The 16,007-nt window shown below is 68.3% G+C and carries 17 protein-coding genes and 1 riboswitch; of the genes, 12 read left to right on the top strand and 5 right to left on the bottom strand.

Annotation, left to right across the window (positions count from 1 at the left end; genetic code table 11):
* The first annotated feature begins 40 nt into the window (after positions 1–40).
* Positions 41–255, top strand: a riboswitch (cobalamin riboswitch).
* 170 nt (positions 256–425) lie between these two features.
* A complete protein-coding gene (locus EWH10_RS02700; protein WP_044660164.1) occupies positions 426–2,240 on the top strand; it encodes a TonB-dependent receptor plug domain-containing protein in 1,815 nt (604 codons plus the stop codon).
* A gap of 7 nt (positions 2,241–2,247) precedes the next feature.
* On the opposite strand, the gene EWH10_RS02695 is transcribed toward EWH10_RS02700, so the two are convergent.
* Positions 2,248–3,078 carry an ABC transporter substrate-binding protein gene (locus EWH10_RS02695; protein ID WP_371873057.1) on the bottom strand — a complete coding sequence of 277 codons (831 nt, stop codon included), beginning with the start codon at positions 3,076–3,078 and terminating at the stop codon, positions 2,248–2,250.
* Between the two features lie 107 nt (positions 3,079–3,185).
* Here EWH10_RS02695 and EWH10_RS02690 point away from each other — a divergent pair, with 107 nt between their 5' ends.
* The gene (locus EWH10_RS02690; RefSeq protein WP_044660162.1) at positions 3,186–4,181 is read left to right on the top strand and encodes a FecCD family ABC transporter permease; all 996 of its coding nucleotides are present in this window, start codon (positions 3,186–3,188) and stop codon (positions 4,179–4,181) included.
* Entirely contained in the window at positions 4,175–4,954 is a 780-nt protein-coding gene (locus EWH10_RS02685; protein WP_044660161.1) for an ABC transporter ATP-binding protein, read from the top strand. The genes EWH10_RS02690 and EWH10_RS02685 overlap by 7 nt, the downstream gene beginning before the upstream one ends.
* A gap of 46 nt (positions 4,955–5,000) precedes the next feature.
* On the opposite strand, the gene EWH10_RS02680 is transcribed toward EWH10_RS02685, so the two are convergent.
* Entirely contained in the window at positions 5,001–6,203 is a 1,203-nt protein-coding gene (locus EWH10_RS02680; protein WP_044660160.1) for a penicillin-binding protein activator, read from the bottom strand.
* Between the two features lie 11 nt (positions 6,204–6,214).
* Here EWH10_RS02680 and rsmI point away from each other — a divergent pair, with 11 nt between their 5' ends.
* The 4 genes from rsmI to EWH10_RS02660 all read left to right on the top strand — a co-directional run bounded on the left by rsmI (position 6,215) and on the right by EWH10_RS02660 (position 9,214).
* Positions 6,215–7,057 carry a 16S rRNA (cytidine(1402)-2'-O)-methyltransferase gene (rsmI, locus tag EWH10_RS02675; protein ID WP_025547019.1) on the top strand — a complete coding sequence of 281 codons (843 nt, stop codon included), beginning with the start codon at positions 6,215–6,217 and terminating at the stop codon, positions 7,055–7,057.
* Positions 7,058–7,071: 14 nt separating this feature from the next.
* Complete coding sequence (locus EWH10_RS02670; RefSeq protein WP_025547016.1) at positions 7,072–7,425, top strand: YraN family protein; 354 nt, start codon at positions 7,072–7,074, stop codon at positions 7,423–7,425.
* Positions 7,426–7,560: 135 nt separating this feature from the next.
* On the top strand, positions 7,561–8,538 hold the full coding sequence (gshB, locus tag EWH10_RS02665; RefSeq protein WP_044662768.1) for a glutathione synthase: 978 nt from the start codon (positions 7,561–7,563) through the stop codon (positions 8,536–8,538).
* Positions 8,539–8,614: 76 nt separating this feature from the next.
* Entirely contained in the window at positions 8,615–9,214 is a 600-nt protein-coding gene (locus EWH10_RS02660; RefSeq protein WP_044662767.1) for a DedA family protein, read from the top strand.
* Between the two features lie 57 nt (positions 9,215–9,271).
* Here the strand turns inward: EWH10_RS02660 and EWH10_RS02655 are convergent, their stop codons facing one another.
* Positions 9,272–10,168, bottom strand: coding sequence for a tyrosine recombinase XerC (locus EWH10_RS02655; RefSeq protein WP_044662766.1), 897 nt, complete (start codon positions 10,166–10,168; stop codon positions 9,272–9,274).
* Positions 10,169–10,233: 65 nt separating this feature from the next.
* On the opposite strand from EWH10_RS02655, the gene EWH10_RS02650 reads away from it, so the two are divergent.
* The 5 genes from EWH10_RS02650 to nadC are packed head-to-tail and all read left to right on the top strand — an operon-like array spanning position 10,234 to position 13,874.
* A complete protein-coding gene (locus EWH10_RS02650; protein WP_044660159.1) occupies positions 10,234–11,112 on the top strand; it encodes an MBL fold metallo-hydrolase in 879 nt (292 codons plus the stop codon).
* Positions 11,097–11,816, top strand: coding sequence for a DUF4230 domain-containing protein (locus EWH10_RS02645; RefSeq protein ID WP_044660158.1), 720 nt, complete (start codon positions 11,097–11,099; stop codon positions 11,814–11,816). The genes EWH10_RS02650 and EWH10_RS02645 overlap by 16 nt, the downstream gene beginning before the upstream one ends.
* Before the next feature lie 41 nt (positions 11,817–11,857).
* Positions 11,858–12,844: a quinolinate synthase NadA gene (nadA, locus tag EWH10_RS02640; RefSeq protein WP_044660157.1), complete on the top strand. Its 987-nt coding sequence runs from the start codon at positions 11,858–11,860 to the stop codon at positions 12,842–12,844.
* Positions 12,844–13,029 (top strand): hypothetical protein, encoded by a 186-nt coding sequence (locus EWH10_RS02635; protein ID WP_044660156.1) that lies wholly within the window; start codon positions 12,844–12,846, stop codon positions 13,027–13,029. The genes nadA and EWH10_RS02635 overlap by 1 nt, the downstream gene beginning before the upstream one ends.
* Positions 13,026–13,874, top strand: a complete 849-nt coding sequence (gene nadC, locus EWH10_RS02630) for a carboxylating nicotinate-nucleotide diphosphorylase (protein ID WP_025547002.1) — start codon at positions 13,026–13,028, stop codon at positions 13,872–13,874. Before EWH10_RS02635 ends, nadC begins: the two co-directional genes overlap by 4 nt.
* A gap of 75 nt (positions 13,875–13,949) precedes the next feature.
* Here the strand turns inward: nadC and EWH10_RS02625 are convergent, their stop codons facing one another.
* Complete coding sequence (locus EWH10_RS02625) at positions 13,950–14,372, bottom strand: DUF4112 domain-containing protein (RefSeq protein ID WP_025547000.1); 423 nt, start codon at positions 14,370–14,372, stop codon at positions 13,950–13,952.
* A gap of 32 nt (positions 14,373–14,404) precedes the next feature.
* On the bottom strand, positions 14,405–15,919 hold the full coding sequence (locus EWH10_RS02620) for an ABC transporter substrate-binding protein (protein ID WP_044660155.1): 1,515 nt from the start codon (positions 15,917–15,919) through the stop codon (positions 14,405–14,407).
* Between the last annotated feature and the right edge of the window lie 88 nt (positions 15,920–16,007).

Raw genomic sequence — 16,007 nt, 5'->3', positions numbered from 1 at the left:
CTTATGGCGCGGGACGCGGGCGGGGCAATGCCTTCGCGCGCAAAAAGAAGATCGCGCCGGTGCCCCGAAGGGGGCTGAAAACGGGAATGCGGTGCGGACGGGAAACCGTCCTATTCCGCGGCTGTCCCTGCAACTGTAAGCGGTGAGCGCGATGCACTTCGGCCCAGGGGCCGGCCACTGGACGCAAGTCCGGGAAGGCGTGCATCGCCGCATTGACCCGCGAGCCAGGAGACCTGCCGGCGCATGGTCGCTCTTGCCTTGGTCCAGGGTATGGCCATGGCACGGTGTTCTCCGTCTGAGCGACGAAGCGGCGCAGGGCCGCATCGGTGCGGGGGGAGGGCACGGGCGCCGGCCATTTCCCCCGTCCGGCCGCGCGAGCGGACGCCCTGAGCCATGTTGCACCGGCGCTCAGGGGGAATATAGACATGTTGAGGATTTCCATTTCCATCGCCGCCTTGCTCGCGGCCGCTCCCGCCCTGGCGGAGGATGAGATCATCGTCACCGCGCTGGGCATCGAACAGCCGCGCGACGAGGTCGGCCAGGCGGTCACGGTCATCGACGCCGACACCATCCGCACCCGCCAGAGCGTCAGCGTCGTCGACCTGCTGGCCACCACGCCGGGGGTGCGCTTCAACCGCAGCGGCAGCCTTGGCGGCGTGACCGGGGTTTCGTTGCGCGGGGCGGAAACGACGCAGACGCTGGTGCTGATCGACGGGGTCAAGGTCAACGACACCAGCGGCATCGGCGACATGTACGACTTCGGCAATCTGCTGACCGGCAATATCCGGCGAATCGAAATTTTGAGGGGGTCCAACTCCATCGCCTATGGCAGCCAGGCCATAGGCGGCGTCGTCAACATCATGACCGGCACGCCTGCCGCCGGTTTCGCGGGCAATGCCTCGGTCGATTACGGTTACAGCAATACGCTGAACGCCAAGGCGGATGTTTCGGGCGGCAGCGGCATCGCTTCGGGCGGCGTCGGCATCGCCTATTTCAACACCGACGGCATTTCCTCCGCCGCCAGCGGCACGGAAAAGGACGGGTATGAGAATATCGCCGCCAATGCCAAGCTCAAGCTGGCCTTCACCGATACGCTCAGCCTCGACCTGCGCGGCTATTATATCCATGCCGATCTGGATACCGACAACGGCGTGGTGGACAGCACCGCCGACAGCTCGAAATCCGATCAATATGTCGGCTATGCCGGTCTGAACCTGTCGCTGTTCGACGGCAGGCTCACCAACCGGGCGGCCGTGACCTGGTTCCGCATGGACCGCGACTATACATCCGCATTCGGCCCTTATGGCTATTCGGGCACCAATCTGCGCTTCGAATATGAGGGTGTTTATCAGCCGGTCGATCAGGCCAAGCTGGTCTTCGGCTATGAACATGAACGGCCCGACTACGACTTCTCCGGCTTCGGCTCGACCGAAAGCCACCGGGCCGATATGGACAGCGTCTATGCGCTGGCCATCGTGAAGCCGGTCGCCGGCCTGTCGCTGACCGCCGGCGCGCGGCATGACGATCACAGCCAGTTCGGCGGCGCGACCACCTTCGGCGCCAATGCGAACTACACGCCCAACGCCGGCGCGACCAACATCCGCATGAGCTATGGGGAGGGGTTCAAGGCCCCCTCGCTCTACCAGCTTTACGGCGCCGACGTCGGCAATGCGGGCCTGCGCCCGGAGCGGTCGAAAAGCTACGACATCGGCTTCGACCAAAGGCTGGACGGCGACCGGGCGATCCTCTCCGTCACGGCTTTCCGCCGCGACACCAAAGACCAGATCAACTATGATTATTCGATCGGTCTTTACGGCGGTTACAATAATCTCGACCGCACCCGCGCCAAGGGGGTGGAGGCGATGCTGGCCCTGAAGCCTGTCGAGGCGCTGACCGTCACCGCCGCCTACAGCTATGTCGATGCGCGCGACCGCAATACCGACGCCCGGCTGCCGCGCCGCGCCGCCGATGCGGTCAGCGTTTCGGCGGACTATGTCTGGCCCTTCGGCCTGTCGACCGGCGCGACCGTGACGATGGTGGGCGACAGCTTCAACGATGCGACCAACGCGATCCGGCTGGACGGCTATGCCGTGACGGACGTGCGGGCATCCTTCCCGATCCGGGAAAATCTGGAGATCTACGGCCGCATCGACAATCTGACCGATGAGAAATATGCCACGGTCCATGGCTATGGCACCTATGGCCGGTCGGCCTTCGGCGGCGTGCGTGTGCGCTTCTGAAAATAGCCTAATGGCGCGGCGCGGCGTTCACCCGCGCCGTGCCCTTGTGCGCAGCGCCGTCAAGCTGCGCTGCGATGCCCCGCGCCGCCTCGACATAGGCGGGGCCGCCGCACACCGTCCACGCCTGCGGCACGCGGATGCGCGGGATGGCGCGCAGTATGGGGTGGTGCAGCATTTCCGTCCCCTGATCGACCACCTTCTCGCTGCCGCTCTCCACGATCAGCCAGTCCGGACGGGCGGCGATCATCTCCTCAAGCGACAGTTGCGACAGCGCCGGCTTGCCCAGCCTGCGGGCCAGATTGATCAGGCCCACCCGCTGCATCAGGTCGTCGACCAGCGTGCCGGTGCCGGTCATATAGCCGCGCCGCTGATAATAGGCCGCGACGCCGCGACGCTTCGGCGGGGGCTGGGCGGCGAGGTCGCGGTTCATCCGGGCGATCATCGCTTCGCCCCGTTCGGGATGGCCGACCGCCGCCGCCACCTGCCGGATCTGCGTCAGGATCATGGCATAGCTGTCCGCGCTCGCCAGCCCCAGGGTCCGCCACTCGCCCGGCGGCGCGCCGACGACGCTGCCGCCGGAAGGAAAGCCGATCAGCAGGTCGGGGCGGATCGCCAGCACTTCCTCCGCCGGGCGCTTGAGGGTGCGGAAGGCGCGGGCCCTGCCGACCGCCGCCGACAGTTCCGGGTCGTGCCCATAGGGGCTGAGCGCGGCGATCTGCGCCGGGTCCGCCAGAGCGAGCACATATTGGTCGGCGCAGGTGTTGAGCGACACGATGCGCCGGGGTTTGGCGGGCGCCGCGCCGGTCAGGGCCAGGGCGCAGAACGTTGTAAAGATCATTCTGCACCGCACGCTGCTGCTCCCGGATCGTGCCTCAACAAACCAACGTGCTCCCGCCTTCGCAGGAGCACGGCACGCTGTAGCAAGCAAGGAAGGACGCGCAAGCCATGAGCGCCCGGCGCCATCCGCTGCTGATCCCCACGCTGACGGCGCTGGCGCTGCTGGCCGCCCTTGCTTCCCTCACTCTGGGCGCGGTTCCGCTCTCCCCGGCGCGCATCTTCGCCGTCCTCGGCGGCGGCGGCGATGACGTCGCCCGCGCCATCCTTCTCGACCTGCGCCTGCCCCGCATGCTGCTTGGCCTGATCGTCGGCGCGATGCTCGGGCTGGCGGGCGCGGCGCTTCAGGGCTATCTGCGCAACCCGCTGGCCGAACCTTCGGTCCTGGGGGCCTCCAACTGCGCCGCGCTGGGCGCGGTCGGCGCGCTCTATTTCGGGCTGGCGCAGGCGCATCCGCTGGCGCTTCCCGCGCTCGCCATCATGACCGGCCTGATCGGCATCGCCGCGCTGTTCCTGCTCGCGGGGCCCGCGGAAAGCCCGCTCACGCTGATCCTCGCCGGCATCGCCATCGCGACGCTGGCGGGGGCGGGGATCAGCCTGTCGCTGAACCTGTCGCCCAATCCCTTCGCCGCCATGGAGATCATGAGCTGGCTGATGGGCAGCCTGGAAAACCGCGCCTACGGCCATGTCTGGATCGCGCTGCCCTGCGTCGTGGTGGGGGCGGCGCTGCTGATCGCGGACCGACGGACGCTGGACGCGCTGACGCTGGGGGAGGATGGGGCGCAGGCGCTCGGCATCGACCTTCGCCGGGCGCGCATCCGCCTGATGCTGGGCGTCGCCATCGGCGTCGGCGGCGCGGTGGCGGTGTCCGGGGCGATCGGCTTCGTCGGCCTGATCGTGCCGCATCTGGTGCGGCCGCTGACCGACCGCTCCCCCTCCGCCATATTGCTGCCCTCCATGCTGGGCGGCGCGGCGCTGCTGACGCTGGCGGACATCGGCGTGCGGCTGATACCGACCGGCAGCGAACTCAAGTTGGGGGTGCTGACGGCGCTGCTGGGTGTCCCGGTGTTCCTGATGCATCTGATGCGGGAGAGGCGGCTATGGTGACGATCCGCGCCCAGGGGCTTTCCGTCAGGCTGGGCCGCCATCCGGCGGTAAGCGGCGTCGATCTTGAGCTCGGGCCGGGCGAGCTGGTCGGCATCATCGGTCCCAATGGCGCAGGGAAGTCGACGCTGATCCGCGCCATGCTGGGCCTTGTGAAACGGGAAAACGGCTCCGTCCTCATCGACGGCGCCGATAGCGCGCGGCTCGGCCGGCAGCAGATCGCCCGGCGCATCGCCTATCTGCCGCAGGGACAGACGCTGCACTGGCCGCTGGCGGTGGAGCGGCTGGTGGCGCTGGGCCGCCTGCCGCATCTGGGGCCGCTGTCCCGCCTTTCCGTGGAGGATGAGGCGCTGATCGACGCCGCCCTGATGCGCGCCGACGCGCTGCATCTGAAGGGCAGGGTGGCGACCGAATTGTCGGGGGGCGAGCGCGCCCGCGTGCTGCTGGCCCGGGCGCTGGCGGTCGGCGCGCCCGCGCTGATCGCGGACGAGCCCTTGGCCGCGCTCGATCCGGGGCATCAGATCGACGTCATGGACCTGCTCAGGGCAGAGGCGCGGGCGGGATCGCTGGTCGTCACCGTGCTGCACGACCTGGGCATGGCGGCGCGCTATTGCGACCGGCTGGTGCTGATGGATCGCGGCTCGCCGGTGGCCGACGGCGCGCCGCTGGACGTGCTGACGGCGGGGAATCTCGCCAAAGTGTACGGCATTTCGGCGCGCATAGAAACGGACGGCGACTGGCCATTGATCCTGCCGACCGGGCGGACCGCGTCCTGACCGTCATCTGCGGCGTGCTCCCGCCGTTGCAGGAGCACGCGGCACGCTATTCGGCAAAGGCGCGTGGCGCGGGCGCGACGACCGTGAAGGTGCCCGCGCCGATCTCCGACACTTCCAGCGCCCGTTCCGCAATGCCGTCCCGGCCGAAGCGGAACGCGCCGTCGATCCCGGCAAAGCCCCCCGCATCGCGCAGCCGCGCCGCCGGGAAGGTCGTCCCCGGCTTCCAGTCGCGCGCGATCCGCACGGTCAGCAGCACCGCGTCATAGCCGAGCGCCGACAACCGGAACGGCGCATTGCCGTAGCGCGCCCGATATTTGGTCGCGAGCTGGCGGTAGAGGCCATCCGACACGCTGGCGAACCAGGCGCCGCGCAGCACCGGGCTGGATGCCAGGCCGCTGTCCGTATTCCACAATTCGGTGCCCAGCAGCCGCGCCGTCGCGCCGCCATTCTTCCGCACGATCGGCGCGACCTGCACCGCCACCCGGCCGCTGTCCGCGATCAGCAGCGCGTCATAGCTGGAGGACGCCTGCAATTTCCTGACCGCCGCCGTGATGGAGGCGGGGCTGCGGTCGAAGGTCTGCATCGACACCACGGTTCCGCCCGCACCCTCGACCGCGCGCAACAGGGCGGTGCCCGACCGCTCGCCATAGGTTCCCTTGGGCACCAGCGCGGCGAATTTGGACAGGCCCTTGCCCCTGGCGAATTCCACCACCCGTTCGATCGACTGGTTGGGGTTGTAGCCCATGACGTAGACGCCGTTCCCGGCGACGCTGGTGTCGTTGGAGAAGCTGATGACCGGCACATTGGCCCGCGCCGCGATGGGGCCGACGATCCGCGCATCCTCCGCCAGCAACGGCCCCAGGATCAGCTTGTTGCCGTCCGCCAGCGCCTTGTTCGCCGCCGCCGCCGCGCCGACCCCGGTGTCGTAGGTGGTGATGCGCACCTTGTCGGCCTTGGTGTCGAGCAGCGCCAGCGTGGTCGCATTGGCGATCGACTGGCCGACCCCGGCATTGGGACCGCTCATCGGCACCAGCAGCGCGACGCGATGGCGCAGCGTGTCGGTGGGCAGGCCTTCGGTGACGTCGGGGCCCGTCTGCACCGGCCCGCTGGGCTGCGCCGGACCGGGGCCCTTGGGCACGATCGACTGACAGGCGGCGACCAGCAAAGCCGTCGCGGCGAACAAAATCCGCCCGGCGCGTCGCATCGAAGCGAACAAGTCCGCTTGCCGGGGGGCATCCGTCTCTGTCATCTGGCATCCTTATGGAAACTGAACCGTCTAGGCTTGAACCGGGGCTTTACATCGTTGCGGGGCCGATCGGCAACCTTGCAGACCTAACCCCCCGCGCGGCCGAAGTCCTGCGTCTGGCCGATGTGATCGCCGTGGAAGATACACGGGTCAGCGCACGGCTGCTGCGCCATGCCGGGTCCGACCGGCCGATGGTCCCCTATCACGACCATAGTGCGGAGGGGGTGCGGGCCCGCCTGATCGAGCGGATGGCGCGCGAATCGGTGGCGCTTCTCTCGGACGCGGGCACCCCGCTGATCTCCGATCCGGGCTACAAGCTGGTGCGCGACGCCCGCGCCGCCGGACGCAGGATCACGACGCTGCCCGGCCCCAGCGCCGCCATCGCCGCGCTCACCCTGTCGGGCCTGCCCACCGACCGCTTCCTCTTCATGGGCTTCCTGCCGTCGAAGCAGAAGGCGCGGGGCGATGTCCTCGCCGAAGTCGCTGCCCTGCGCGCCACGCTCGTCTTCTACGAAAGCGGCCCGCGCCTGTCGGAAAGCCTTGCCGCCATGGCGGAGCATCTGGGCGACCGCGAAGCCGCCGTCTCGCGGGAGATCAGCAAGGCCTTCGAGGAAACCGCAACGGGCACGCTGAGCGAACTCTCCGCCCGCTATGCCGACGCCCCGCCCAGGGGGGAGATCGTCGTCACCGTCGGCCCCCCCGGCGAGGCGCCGCCCGCCAGCGCCGAGGATGCCGACGCGGCGCTGCTGGAGGCGATGGAACGCCTCCCCCTGTCCAAGGCGGCTGGGGAGGTCGCGAAGAAGCTCGGTCTCGACCGCCGCGCCCTCTATGATCGCGCGCTGGAACTCAGGGGGTGACGGGAACTCGGGGGGTGAAGCGCCGGGCAGCCGAAAAGCGCGGAAAACAGGCGGAGCGCATCGCCGGCTGGTGGCTGCGGCTCAAGGGCTGGCAGATCGTCGGCCGCCGCCTGCGCACGCCCGCGGGGGAGGTCGACCTCGTCGCCCGGCGCGGCAGGATGCTGGCCTTCGTCGAGGTCAAGGCAAGGGCGACGGATGCCGATCTTCACCTCGCCATAGACGAACGCCGCCTCTCCCGCGTCGCGGCGGCGGCGGAAATCCTGTTCCACGACCTTGCAAAACCGGGCGACGACATGCGAATCGACGTGATGCTCCTTGCGCCGGGCCGCCCGCCGCGCCATCTGGCCAATGTCTGGCACGGGGGGTAGGTTGAACCGATCCTCCCGTTCCGTTCGCCCTGAGCCTGTCGACCCGAGGGCCGAGCTTGCTCAACGGCGAAACTTCTCTTCAGGAAAGGGATGGGCTTCGACAGGCCCATCCCGAACGGTAGGAAAAGCAAGTCGATGACGACCGAACTCAACCCGCTCACCGTCGCCGTGCAGATGGACCCGATGGAGGGCATCAGGATCGGCGGCGATTCGACCTTCCACATCATGCTGGCGGCGCAGGCGCGGGGACACCGGCTCTATCATTATCTCGCCCCGGACCTCACCTATCGCGACGGCTGCGTGCTGGCGCGGGCGCGCCCGGTCAGGGTGCAGAAGGTGGAGGGCGACCATTTCGCCTTCGGGGAGGCGGAGGTGCTGGACCTTGGCCGGGACGTCGACGTGGTCCTCATGCGGCAGGACCCGCCCTTCGACCTCAGCTACATCACCGCCACGCACCTGCTGGAGCGCGTGCAGGAAGAAACGCTGGTGGTGAACGATCCCGCCTCCGTCCGCAATGCGCCGGAAAAGCTGTTCGTGCTCGACTATGCGCGCTTCATGCCGCCGACGATGATCACCCGCGACCTGGAGGAGGTGAAGTCCTTCCTCGCCCAGCATGGCGAAGTCGTGGTGAAGCCGCTCTACGGCAACGCGGGCAATGCCGTCTTCCATGTCGGGCGGTCCGGCGCGAATCTCTCCGCGCTGGTGGAACTGTTCAAATCCTCCTGGGTCGAACCCTTCATGGTGCAGGCCTTCATCCCTGGCGTCGCGGAAGGCGACAAGCGGATCGTGCTGGTCGACGGCGAAGTCGCGGGCGCGGTCAACCGCATTCCCGGCGCGGGCGAGATCCGCTCCAACCTCGCCGTGGGCGGTTCGGCCGCGAAGACGGTGCTGACCGAACGCGAACTGGAAATCTGCGAAGCGCTGGGTCCGGAACTCAGGCGGCGCGGCCTGCTGTTCGTCGGCATCGACGTGATCGGCGGCGAATGGCTGACGGAAATCAACGTGACGTCCCCGACCGGCATCGTCTCCATCGACGCCTTCAACGGCACGGACACCGGCGGGATGATCTGGGACGCGATCGACGCCCGGCTGGCGGCGCGGGCAGCCGCTTGAATCGATATGGCGTCATCCCGGCCGGGGCGGGGACGCCATGCGGCAGGGCCGACCGCGCGAAGGGATGGGCGATCGGATGACCGACTGGGTCCTCCGCCTGATCGATGCGGGCGGCTATTGGGGCATATTCGTCCTGATGGTGCTGGAAAATGTCTTCCCGCCGATCCCGTCCGAACTCATCATGGGCATTGGCGGCATCCGCGTCGGGCAGGGCCGGATGGAGATGGGATGGCTGCTGTTCGCGGGCACCGTCGGGACCACCATCGGCAATTATTTCTGGTATATGATCGGCCACCGGCTGGGCTTCGGCCGGTTGAAGCCGATCGTCGACCGCTATGGCCGCTGGGCGACGCTGGAGTGGAAGGATGTCGAGGCGCTCGATCATATCTTCGGCAAATATGGGCAGATCGTGGTGTTCGTCTTCCGCTTCATGCCCGCCTTCCGCACGATGATCTCGCTGCCCGCCGGCCTGTTCCGCATGGGGCATTTCCGCTTCCTGCTCTGGACCAGCGGCGGGGCGCTGGTGTGGAACATCGTCCTTGCCTATGCGGGCTATATATTGGGCCAGAATTTCCGCGACATCGACAAATATGTCGGACCCGTGGCGACCGCCTGCGTGGTCGGGGCGGTCCTCTTCTACCTCTGGCGGCTGGCCACCTGGAAGCCGAGGGGGTGATCCCGGATCGTCATGCTCCCGCGCGGGCAGGAACCCGGTTCGGACGAGGAAACGGCTTCACGCCCGGGGATGGGCGTTGCGATAAATATCCAGCAGATGCGCCGCATCGACCTGCGTATAGATCTGCGTCGAGGACAGGCTGGCATGGCCCAGCAATTCCTGCAACGACCGCAGGTCCGCCCCGCGCCCCAGCAGATGCGTCGCGAAACTGTGGCGCAGCGCATGGGGCGTCGTCCGGTCCGACAGGCCCAGCCGTCCCCTCGCGCCCTGCACGGCGCGGCGGATCAGCGCCGGCGAAAGCGGCCCGCCCCGCGCGCCCCGGAACAGCGGCCCGTCCTTCTCCTGCCCAAAGGGACAGAGCGACATATAGGCTTCCATCGCCTCCCGCACCTGCGGCAATAACGGCACGATCCGGGTCTTGCCCCGCTTGCCCGTGACGCGCAGGGTTTCCCCCAGGGGCAGCACCGCGCCGGTCAATCCCATCGCCTCCCCGATGCGCAGTCCCGCCCCGTAAAGCAGCAGCAGCACCGCCCAGTCCCGCGCGCCGATCCACGGCTCCCGCGCGGTTTCGGCTATGTCCCCGGCCAGCGCCACGGCTTCGTCGGGCGATACGGGGCGGGGCAGGCCGCGCTTCACCCGCGGCCCCTTCAGCATCGGGACGCGGGCATCCTCGCCGCCCACGAACCGCAGGAAACCGCGCACCGCCGACAATTCCCGCGCCGCCGAGACGTTGCCGATGCCGTCCATCCGCCGCACCGTCAGGAAAGCGCGCAGATCGGCCTGTTCGATGCCCGCCAGCATCGCCGCCGTCACCGCTTCGCCGCGATGCTCCTCCAGGAAGGCCAGCAACCGTTCGGCGGTCGCCACATAGGCGCGCACCGTATGCACCGACCGCCGCCGGTCCAGCGCCAGATGCCGCCGCCATTGTTCGCAAAGATCGTCCGAAGCCGCCATGGCGCCATGATAGGGCAGGGGATCGCCCTTGAAAACCGCCCGGAAATGGGCACATGGGATCGGACATGGCAACACCCTTCGATCCGGCCGACCTGCCCACCGGCGCGCTGATGCGGCTTTCTCCGCTGGTGGGTCGCGTGCTCGCGCCCAATCCCTCGCCCTTCACCTATACGGGCACGCAGACCTATCTGGTGGGCGCGCAGGATGTGGCGGTCATCGATCCCGGCCCCGACGACGCGGCGCATCTGGCCGCGCTGCTCGACGCGATCGGCGGGCGTCCGGTCAGCGCGATCCTCTGCACCCACACCCATCGCGACCATAGCCCGGCCGCCGCGCCGCTCAGCGCCCGGACCGGCGCTCCGGTCGTCGGCTGCGCGCCGCTGACGCTGGACGACGACGGACCCCGCGCCGATGCCGCCTTCGACGCCGCCTATCGTCCGGACCGGGTGCTGGCGGATGGCGAACAGCTTGGCGGCCGGGACTGGACGCTGACGGCCGTTGCGACGCCGGGCCATACCTCCAACCATCTCTGCTTCGCGCTCGCGGAGGAAAATGCCCTATTCACCGGCGATCATGTGATGGGCTGGTCCACCAGCGTGGTTTCGCCGCCGGACGGAGACATGACCGCCTATATGGCCTCGATGCAGCGGCTGCTCGACCGGACCGACGCGGTCTATTATCCGGCCCATGGCGATGCGGTCGACAATCCGCAGCGGCTGGTGCGCGGCATGATGGGCCACCGAAAGCAGCGCGAAGGCCAGATATTGCGCTTTCTGGAACGCAACGGCGCATCGGAAATCCCCGCCATGGTCACGGAAATGTACAGGGGCGTCGATCCCCGGCTGCACAGCGCCGCGGGGCGTTCGGTGCTGGCGCATCTCATCGACCTCGACGGGCGCGGCATCGCCGCCGCGACGGGGGACGGACGATGGCAGTTGCGCTGAAGCGCTTCGCCGGCCCCGTCCTGGCCGTCCTGGCCCTGCTCGCCGCAGGGGCGGCCATGCTGGTCGGCTGGCACCGCTATGAACGCGACTATGCGGTGACGGTGGAGGAGGACGGCTCGGCCGTCACCAGGGTCATTGCGGAACGTTTCGCGGGCGCCTCCAGCCTCAAGGTGTCGGAACTGTCCGGCACGATACAGAGCACGGCGCAGGATGTGCGCGGCTTCGGGCTGCTGAAGTCGGACCAGCTGGTGAAGATGCCCTTTTCGGTCGCCTATTTCATCGACGTCGGCGGCATCGGCGCCGGCGATCTGGAATGGAATGAAAAGACCCGGACGCTCATCGTCAACGCGCCGGACGTGAAGCCGGGGCGGCCCAATATCGACGAAAGCCGCCGGACGCTGGTGCAGACCAACGGCCTGTTCGTGACCCGGCAGGCGGGGGAGGAACTCAGCCGCCGCACCTCGCTCCACGCGCAGGGACGCGCGGACAGGGAAGCGCGCTCGCCCGAACGCATGGCGCAGGCGCGCGATTATGGCCGCGCCGCGCTCGGCAGGCTGCTCGGCGCGCCGCTGGGGGCGCTGGGCTATGGCGACGCGCGGGTGATCGTCACCTTCCCGCCGGAACGCGCCGACCGCGACTGGGATCGATGGGACGTGACGACGCCCATCAACGATGTACTGGCCAACAGCCGCAACGCCCGTTAGGGGGCGCTGGATGAAGGCCCTTCAAGGAGCAGGGTAGGGACATGAACGCCATCACCGGAATCCCGCAGGGGATCGACCTGCGCGCGGAGATCGACCGGCTGCGCAAGGAACGCAACGCCGTCATCCTCGGCCATTATTACCAGAAGCCGGAGATCCAGGACCTGTCCGATTTCGTGGGCGATTCGCTGGAACTCTCGCGCAAGGCGGCGGAGACGGACGCCGATGTCATCGCCTTCTGCGGCGTGCGCTTCATGGCGGAAACGGCGAAGATCCTCTCGCCGGAAAAGATCGTGGTGCTGCCGGACATGGATGCGGGATGCAGTCTGGAGGACAGTTGCCCGCCCGCCCAGTTCAAGGCCTTCCGGGAGGCGCATCCCGACCATATCGCGCTCAGCTACATCAACTGCTCGGCGGAGGTGAAGGCGCTTTCCGACATCATCGTCACCTCCTCCTCGGCGGAAAAGATCCTGGCGCAGATTCCGAAGGATCAGAAGATCATCTTCGGCCCCGACAAGCATCTGGGCGGCTATCTGAAGCGCAAGCTGGGCCGCGACATGCTGCTCTGGCCGGGCGTCTGCATCGTGCATGAGGCGTTCAGCGAGACGGAACTGCTGAAGCTCAAGGCCCAGCATCCCGGCGCTCCTGTCGCCGCGCACCCGGAATGCCCGCCCCATATCGTCGACCATGCCGATTATATCGGCTCGACCAGCGGCATATTGGAATTTTCCAAGACCATGCCCGGCGACACGCTGATCGTCGCCACCGAACCGCATATCATCCACCAGATGCAGAAGGCGGTGCCGGAAAAGAATTTCATCGGCGCGCCCGGCGCGGACGGCAACTGCAACTGCAATATCTGCCCCTATATGGCGCTCAACACGATGGAGAAGCTCTATCTGGCGCTGCGCGACCTCCAGCCGCGCATCGAGATGGAGGAGGGGCTGCGCCTCGCCGCCAAGAAGAGCCTCGACCGCATGCTCGAAATGGCGAGCGGCACGGTCGGGCAGGGCGATCTGGGCACGCGCTGATGGAACGGATGGTCACGGCCGTGGAAGTCGCGCGCCGCCACCATATATCGGACAAGCGGTTGCGCGGCATTCTGCGCCGCGACTGGCCATGGCCGCGGCGCAAGCATGACTTCTGGACCTTCCCGGCCGGCAGCGAGCAGGAAGCCATGATGGAAATGATCGCAAAAAGGCTGGCGGCAGCATGACCTTCGCTCTCCCCGGCTTCGATCTCGACGCCTTCATCGCCTCGACCCTGGCGGAAGACCTTGGCCCCGATGGCCGCGACGTCACCAGCGAGGCGGTGATCCCCGCCGACGCGGTCTTCGACGGGGTGATGGACAGCCGCGACGCCGTGACGCTGGCGGGCCTGCCGATCGCTGCCGCCTTCTTCCGCGCGCTCGATCCGGCTGTGGAGATCGAACTGCTGAAGGAGGACGGCGATCGCGTGCCTGCGGGCACCGACATCATGCGCATCCGCGGCAAGGCCCGCGCCATGCTGACGGCCGAGCGGTCCGCCCTCAACACCGTCCAGCACCTGACCGGCATCGCGACCATGACCCGCGCCTATGTCGACGCGATCCTCGGTACCGGCGCGACGCTGCTAGACACGCGCAAGACCATTCCGGGCCTTCGCGTGCTGGAAAAATATGCGACGCGCATGGGCGGCGCGACCAATCACCGCATGGGCCTGTGGGACGCGGCGATGATCAAGGACAATCACGTCGCCGTCGCCGGATCGGTGGAGGAGGCCGTCCGCCGCGCCGCCGCCGCCGGAATCGCCAGCATCATCGTGGAGGTGGACCGCGTCGACCAGATCGAACCCGCGCTCGCCGCCGGGGCCACGCACCTCCTGCTCGACAATATGGACGCGCCCACCCTGCGCGGGGCGGTCACGCTGGTCGGCGGCCGCGTCCCCACCGAAGCATCGGGCGGCGTTACGCTCGACACCATCCGCGCCAGGGCGGAAACCGGCGTCACCTATATCAGCGTCGGCCGCCTCACCCAATCGGCCCCCGCCGCCGACATCGGCCTTGACTTCGCCTTTGCCTGAGGCCGCGCGTGCGCCCCGGCGCTTGCCCGCCGCTGGGCGCATTTGCAGGCCGCCAGGGCTGCATGTCGATACAGCCTAACCCTCGACGATCACGGTCGATGGATGATGCCGGTCCAGATGGTTGCGGATGATGCGCAGATTCTTCGTATTCGACTTGTAGAAGAAATCGAAAACATCCCCGGCAAAGGGAATGGCGCCGATCAACGTATCGAAGCCGACATTGGCCGCCATGCGCGTGAGCTGCCATTTCGACATGCCCAGGTTCCGCGCTTCCCACACGATCCACGCTCCCATGGCGGCCGTGGCGAAATCGCCCACCACGGGGATCAGCCCGACCAGACTGTCCAGCCCGACCCGCCGGTTGGTGCCGGGAAGGACGAACAGCCCCTCCAGCATCGCCTCCATCATCTCGATCCGCCTGCGCACCGAAGCCGGATCGCGGCCGAATCCGGGCATGTCGCGCACGATCCGGTCGAACTGGTCCTGCGAAATCGCCATCATCCGTCCTCCAAGCATCGGCTTTCGATGCTCTAGTTGGTGCTCCTGAACAGATGGTTCAATGGGTGCCGCGCCCGGGGCGACGCCATGAAGCCGGTCAGCCGCCGCGCCACCAGCGACCAGCGCACCGGCGCGCCCAGCGCGATGAAGCCGTTATGCGCCTGCATCAGCGCCTCCGCCTGCGCCACGCGGGCCATGCGCTCGTCCAGGCTGGCGGAAAGGCTCGCCGCCTGCAATTGCGCCTCCGCCTCCGCCGAGCAATGCACCTTCCGGGCGCAGCCGATCCGCCCCAGATACCAGAGCGCGCTGTCATAGGCCGCAACCTCGTCGACCAGCCGCAGATCGGCATCGGCCGCCATGTCGACCCGCTCGACAGCCAGGCCGATCATGCCCAGGTCATGCCGCACCAGCCCGAACAGCAGGGTGGAGCCCGGCCCCCTGGGCAGCGCCACGCGCAACGCCGGCGGATCGCCATGTTCGCTGCGCCAGCGTTTCATGACCGCCTGTCCCTGCGCCCAGCGTTCATCCTGCGACAGGCGGGACCAATCCGGCACGGCGGGCGGCGCGGGCAGGTCGAGCTGGCCCGGCACGATCTGCTCTGTCGTGGCCCAGCCGCCGACGGGGAACATCACCGGCAGGCGGCTGCGGTCGATCGCCATGTTGATCGCCCGCCGCACGCCGTCATCCTCCAGCAGCTTGCCGCTCGCCCCGCTCCGGCCCGTCACCGCCAGCCCCAGCAGCCCCTGCACCGGATCGATCCGCACATCGTCGCGGTCGACCCCCGCCGGCACCAGCAGCGGCAGGTCGGAAAAACGCCCGCCCAGCACGAGCGCGGCCTTGCCCTGCTGGAAACGGGTGATGGCGAGCGCCGCCCGCTCCGCCCGGACGATCCGGGTCTGCCAGGCGGGCACCGGCAGTTCGTCGCCGGATTCGTTCGTGGCCCGCTCCACCGGCGTCAGCACCAGCGCCTTCCCCGGAACGCCGCCCCGCTTCTCCCGCCGGTAGGGGCCGGTTCCCCCCTCCCGCGACAGGATCGCCATCTGCGGCTGGGCCAGCATCTGCAACACATAGGGGCGCGGCGCCGCCAGCCTGATCTCGATCACCTCGCCCGTCATCGCCACCACGTCCTGCACCGCGTCCAGCGGCCCGGCGGGGTCCAGCCGGCGCAGCGCCTCTATCCGCGCGGTCAACAGCCGCCCGACATCCTTCGCCAGCACCTTGCTGCCATCGGGCCAGAAGGCGCGGCGCAGGCGGAAGATATAGCTGCGGCCATCGTCCTCCACGATCCAGCGCTGGGCGAGGGCGGGCAGGATCTCGCCGCCGGCATCGAACGCCACCAGCCCCTGCGCGGTGGTTTCCAGGAACAGCTTCGATCCGGGGTCCGGCAGATTCTCCAGCGGCGTGGCGAAATCGGCGGGGCTGCCGATCACGCTGACCGTCACCGGTCCGCTCCCCTCGTCAGAGCAGCCGCCCGTCATCGCCGCCATCAGGGCGGCTCCGCAAAGGGTCAGCCAGGCAGGAAAGGGACGGGAAGGGGCGGAAACCATGTCCGGACAAGGCTTAACCCGCAACCGCGCCCGCGCCAACCGTCATGATGCGGCATGTGCGGGGACCGGCCAAAGCCGCAGAATCGCG

Origin of the sequence: Sphingobium fuliginis, from assembly GCF_004152845.1 — a bacterium.
Lineage (GTDB): Bacteria > Pseudomonadota > Alphaproteobacteria > Sphingomonadales > Sphingomonadaceae > Sphingobium > Sphingobium fuliginis.
Note: the sequence above shows the minus strand (reverse complement) of the source record. Positions and strands in the feature narration are given on the sequence as shown.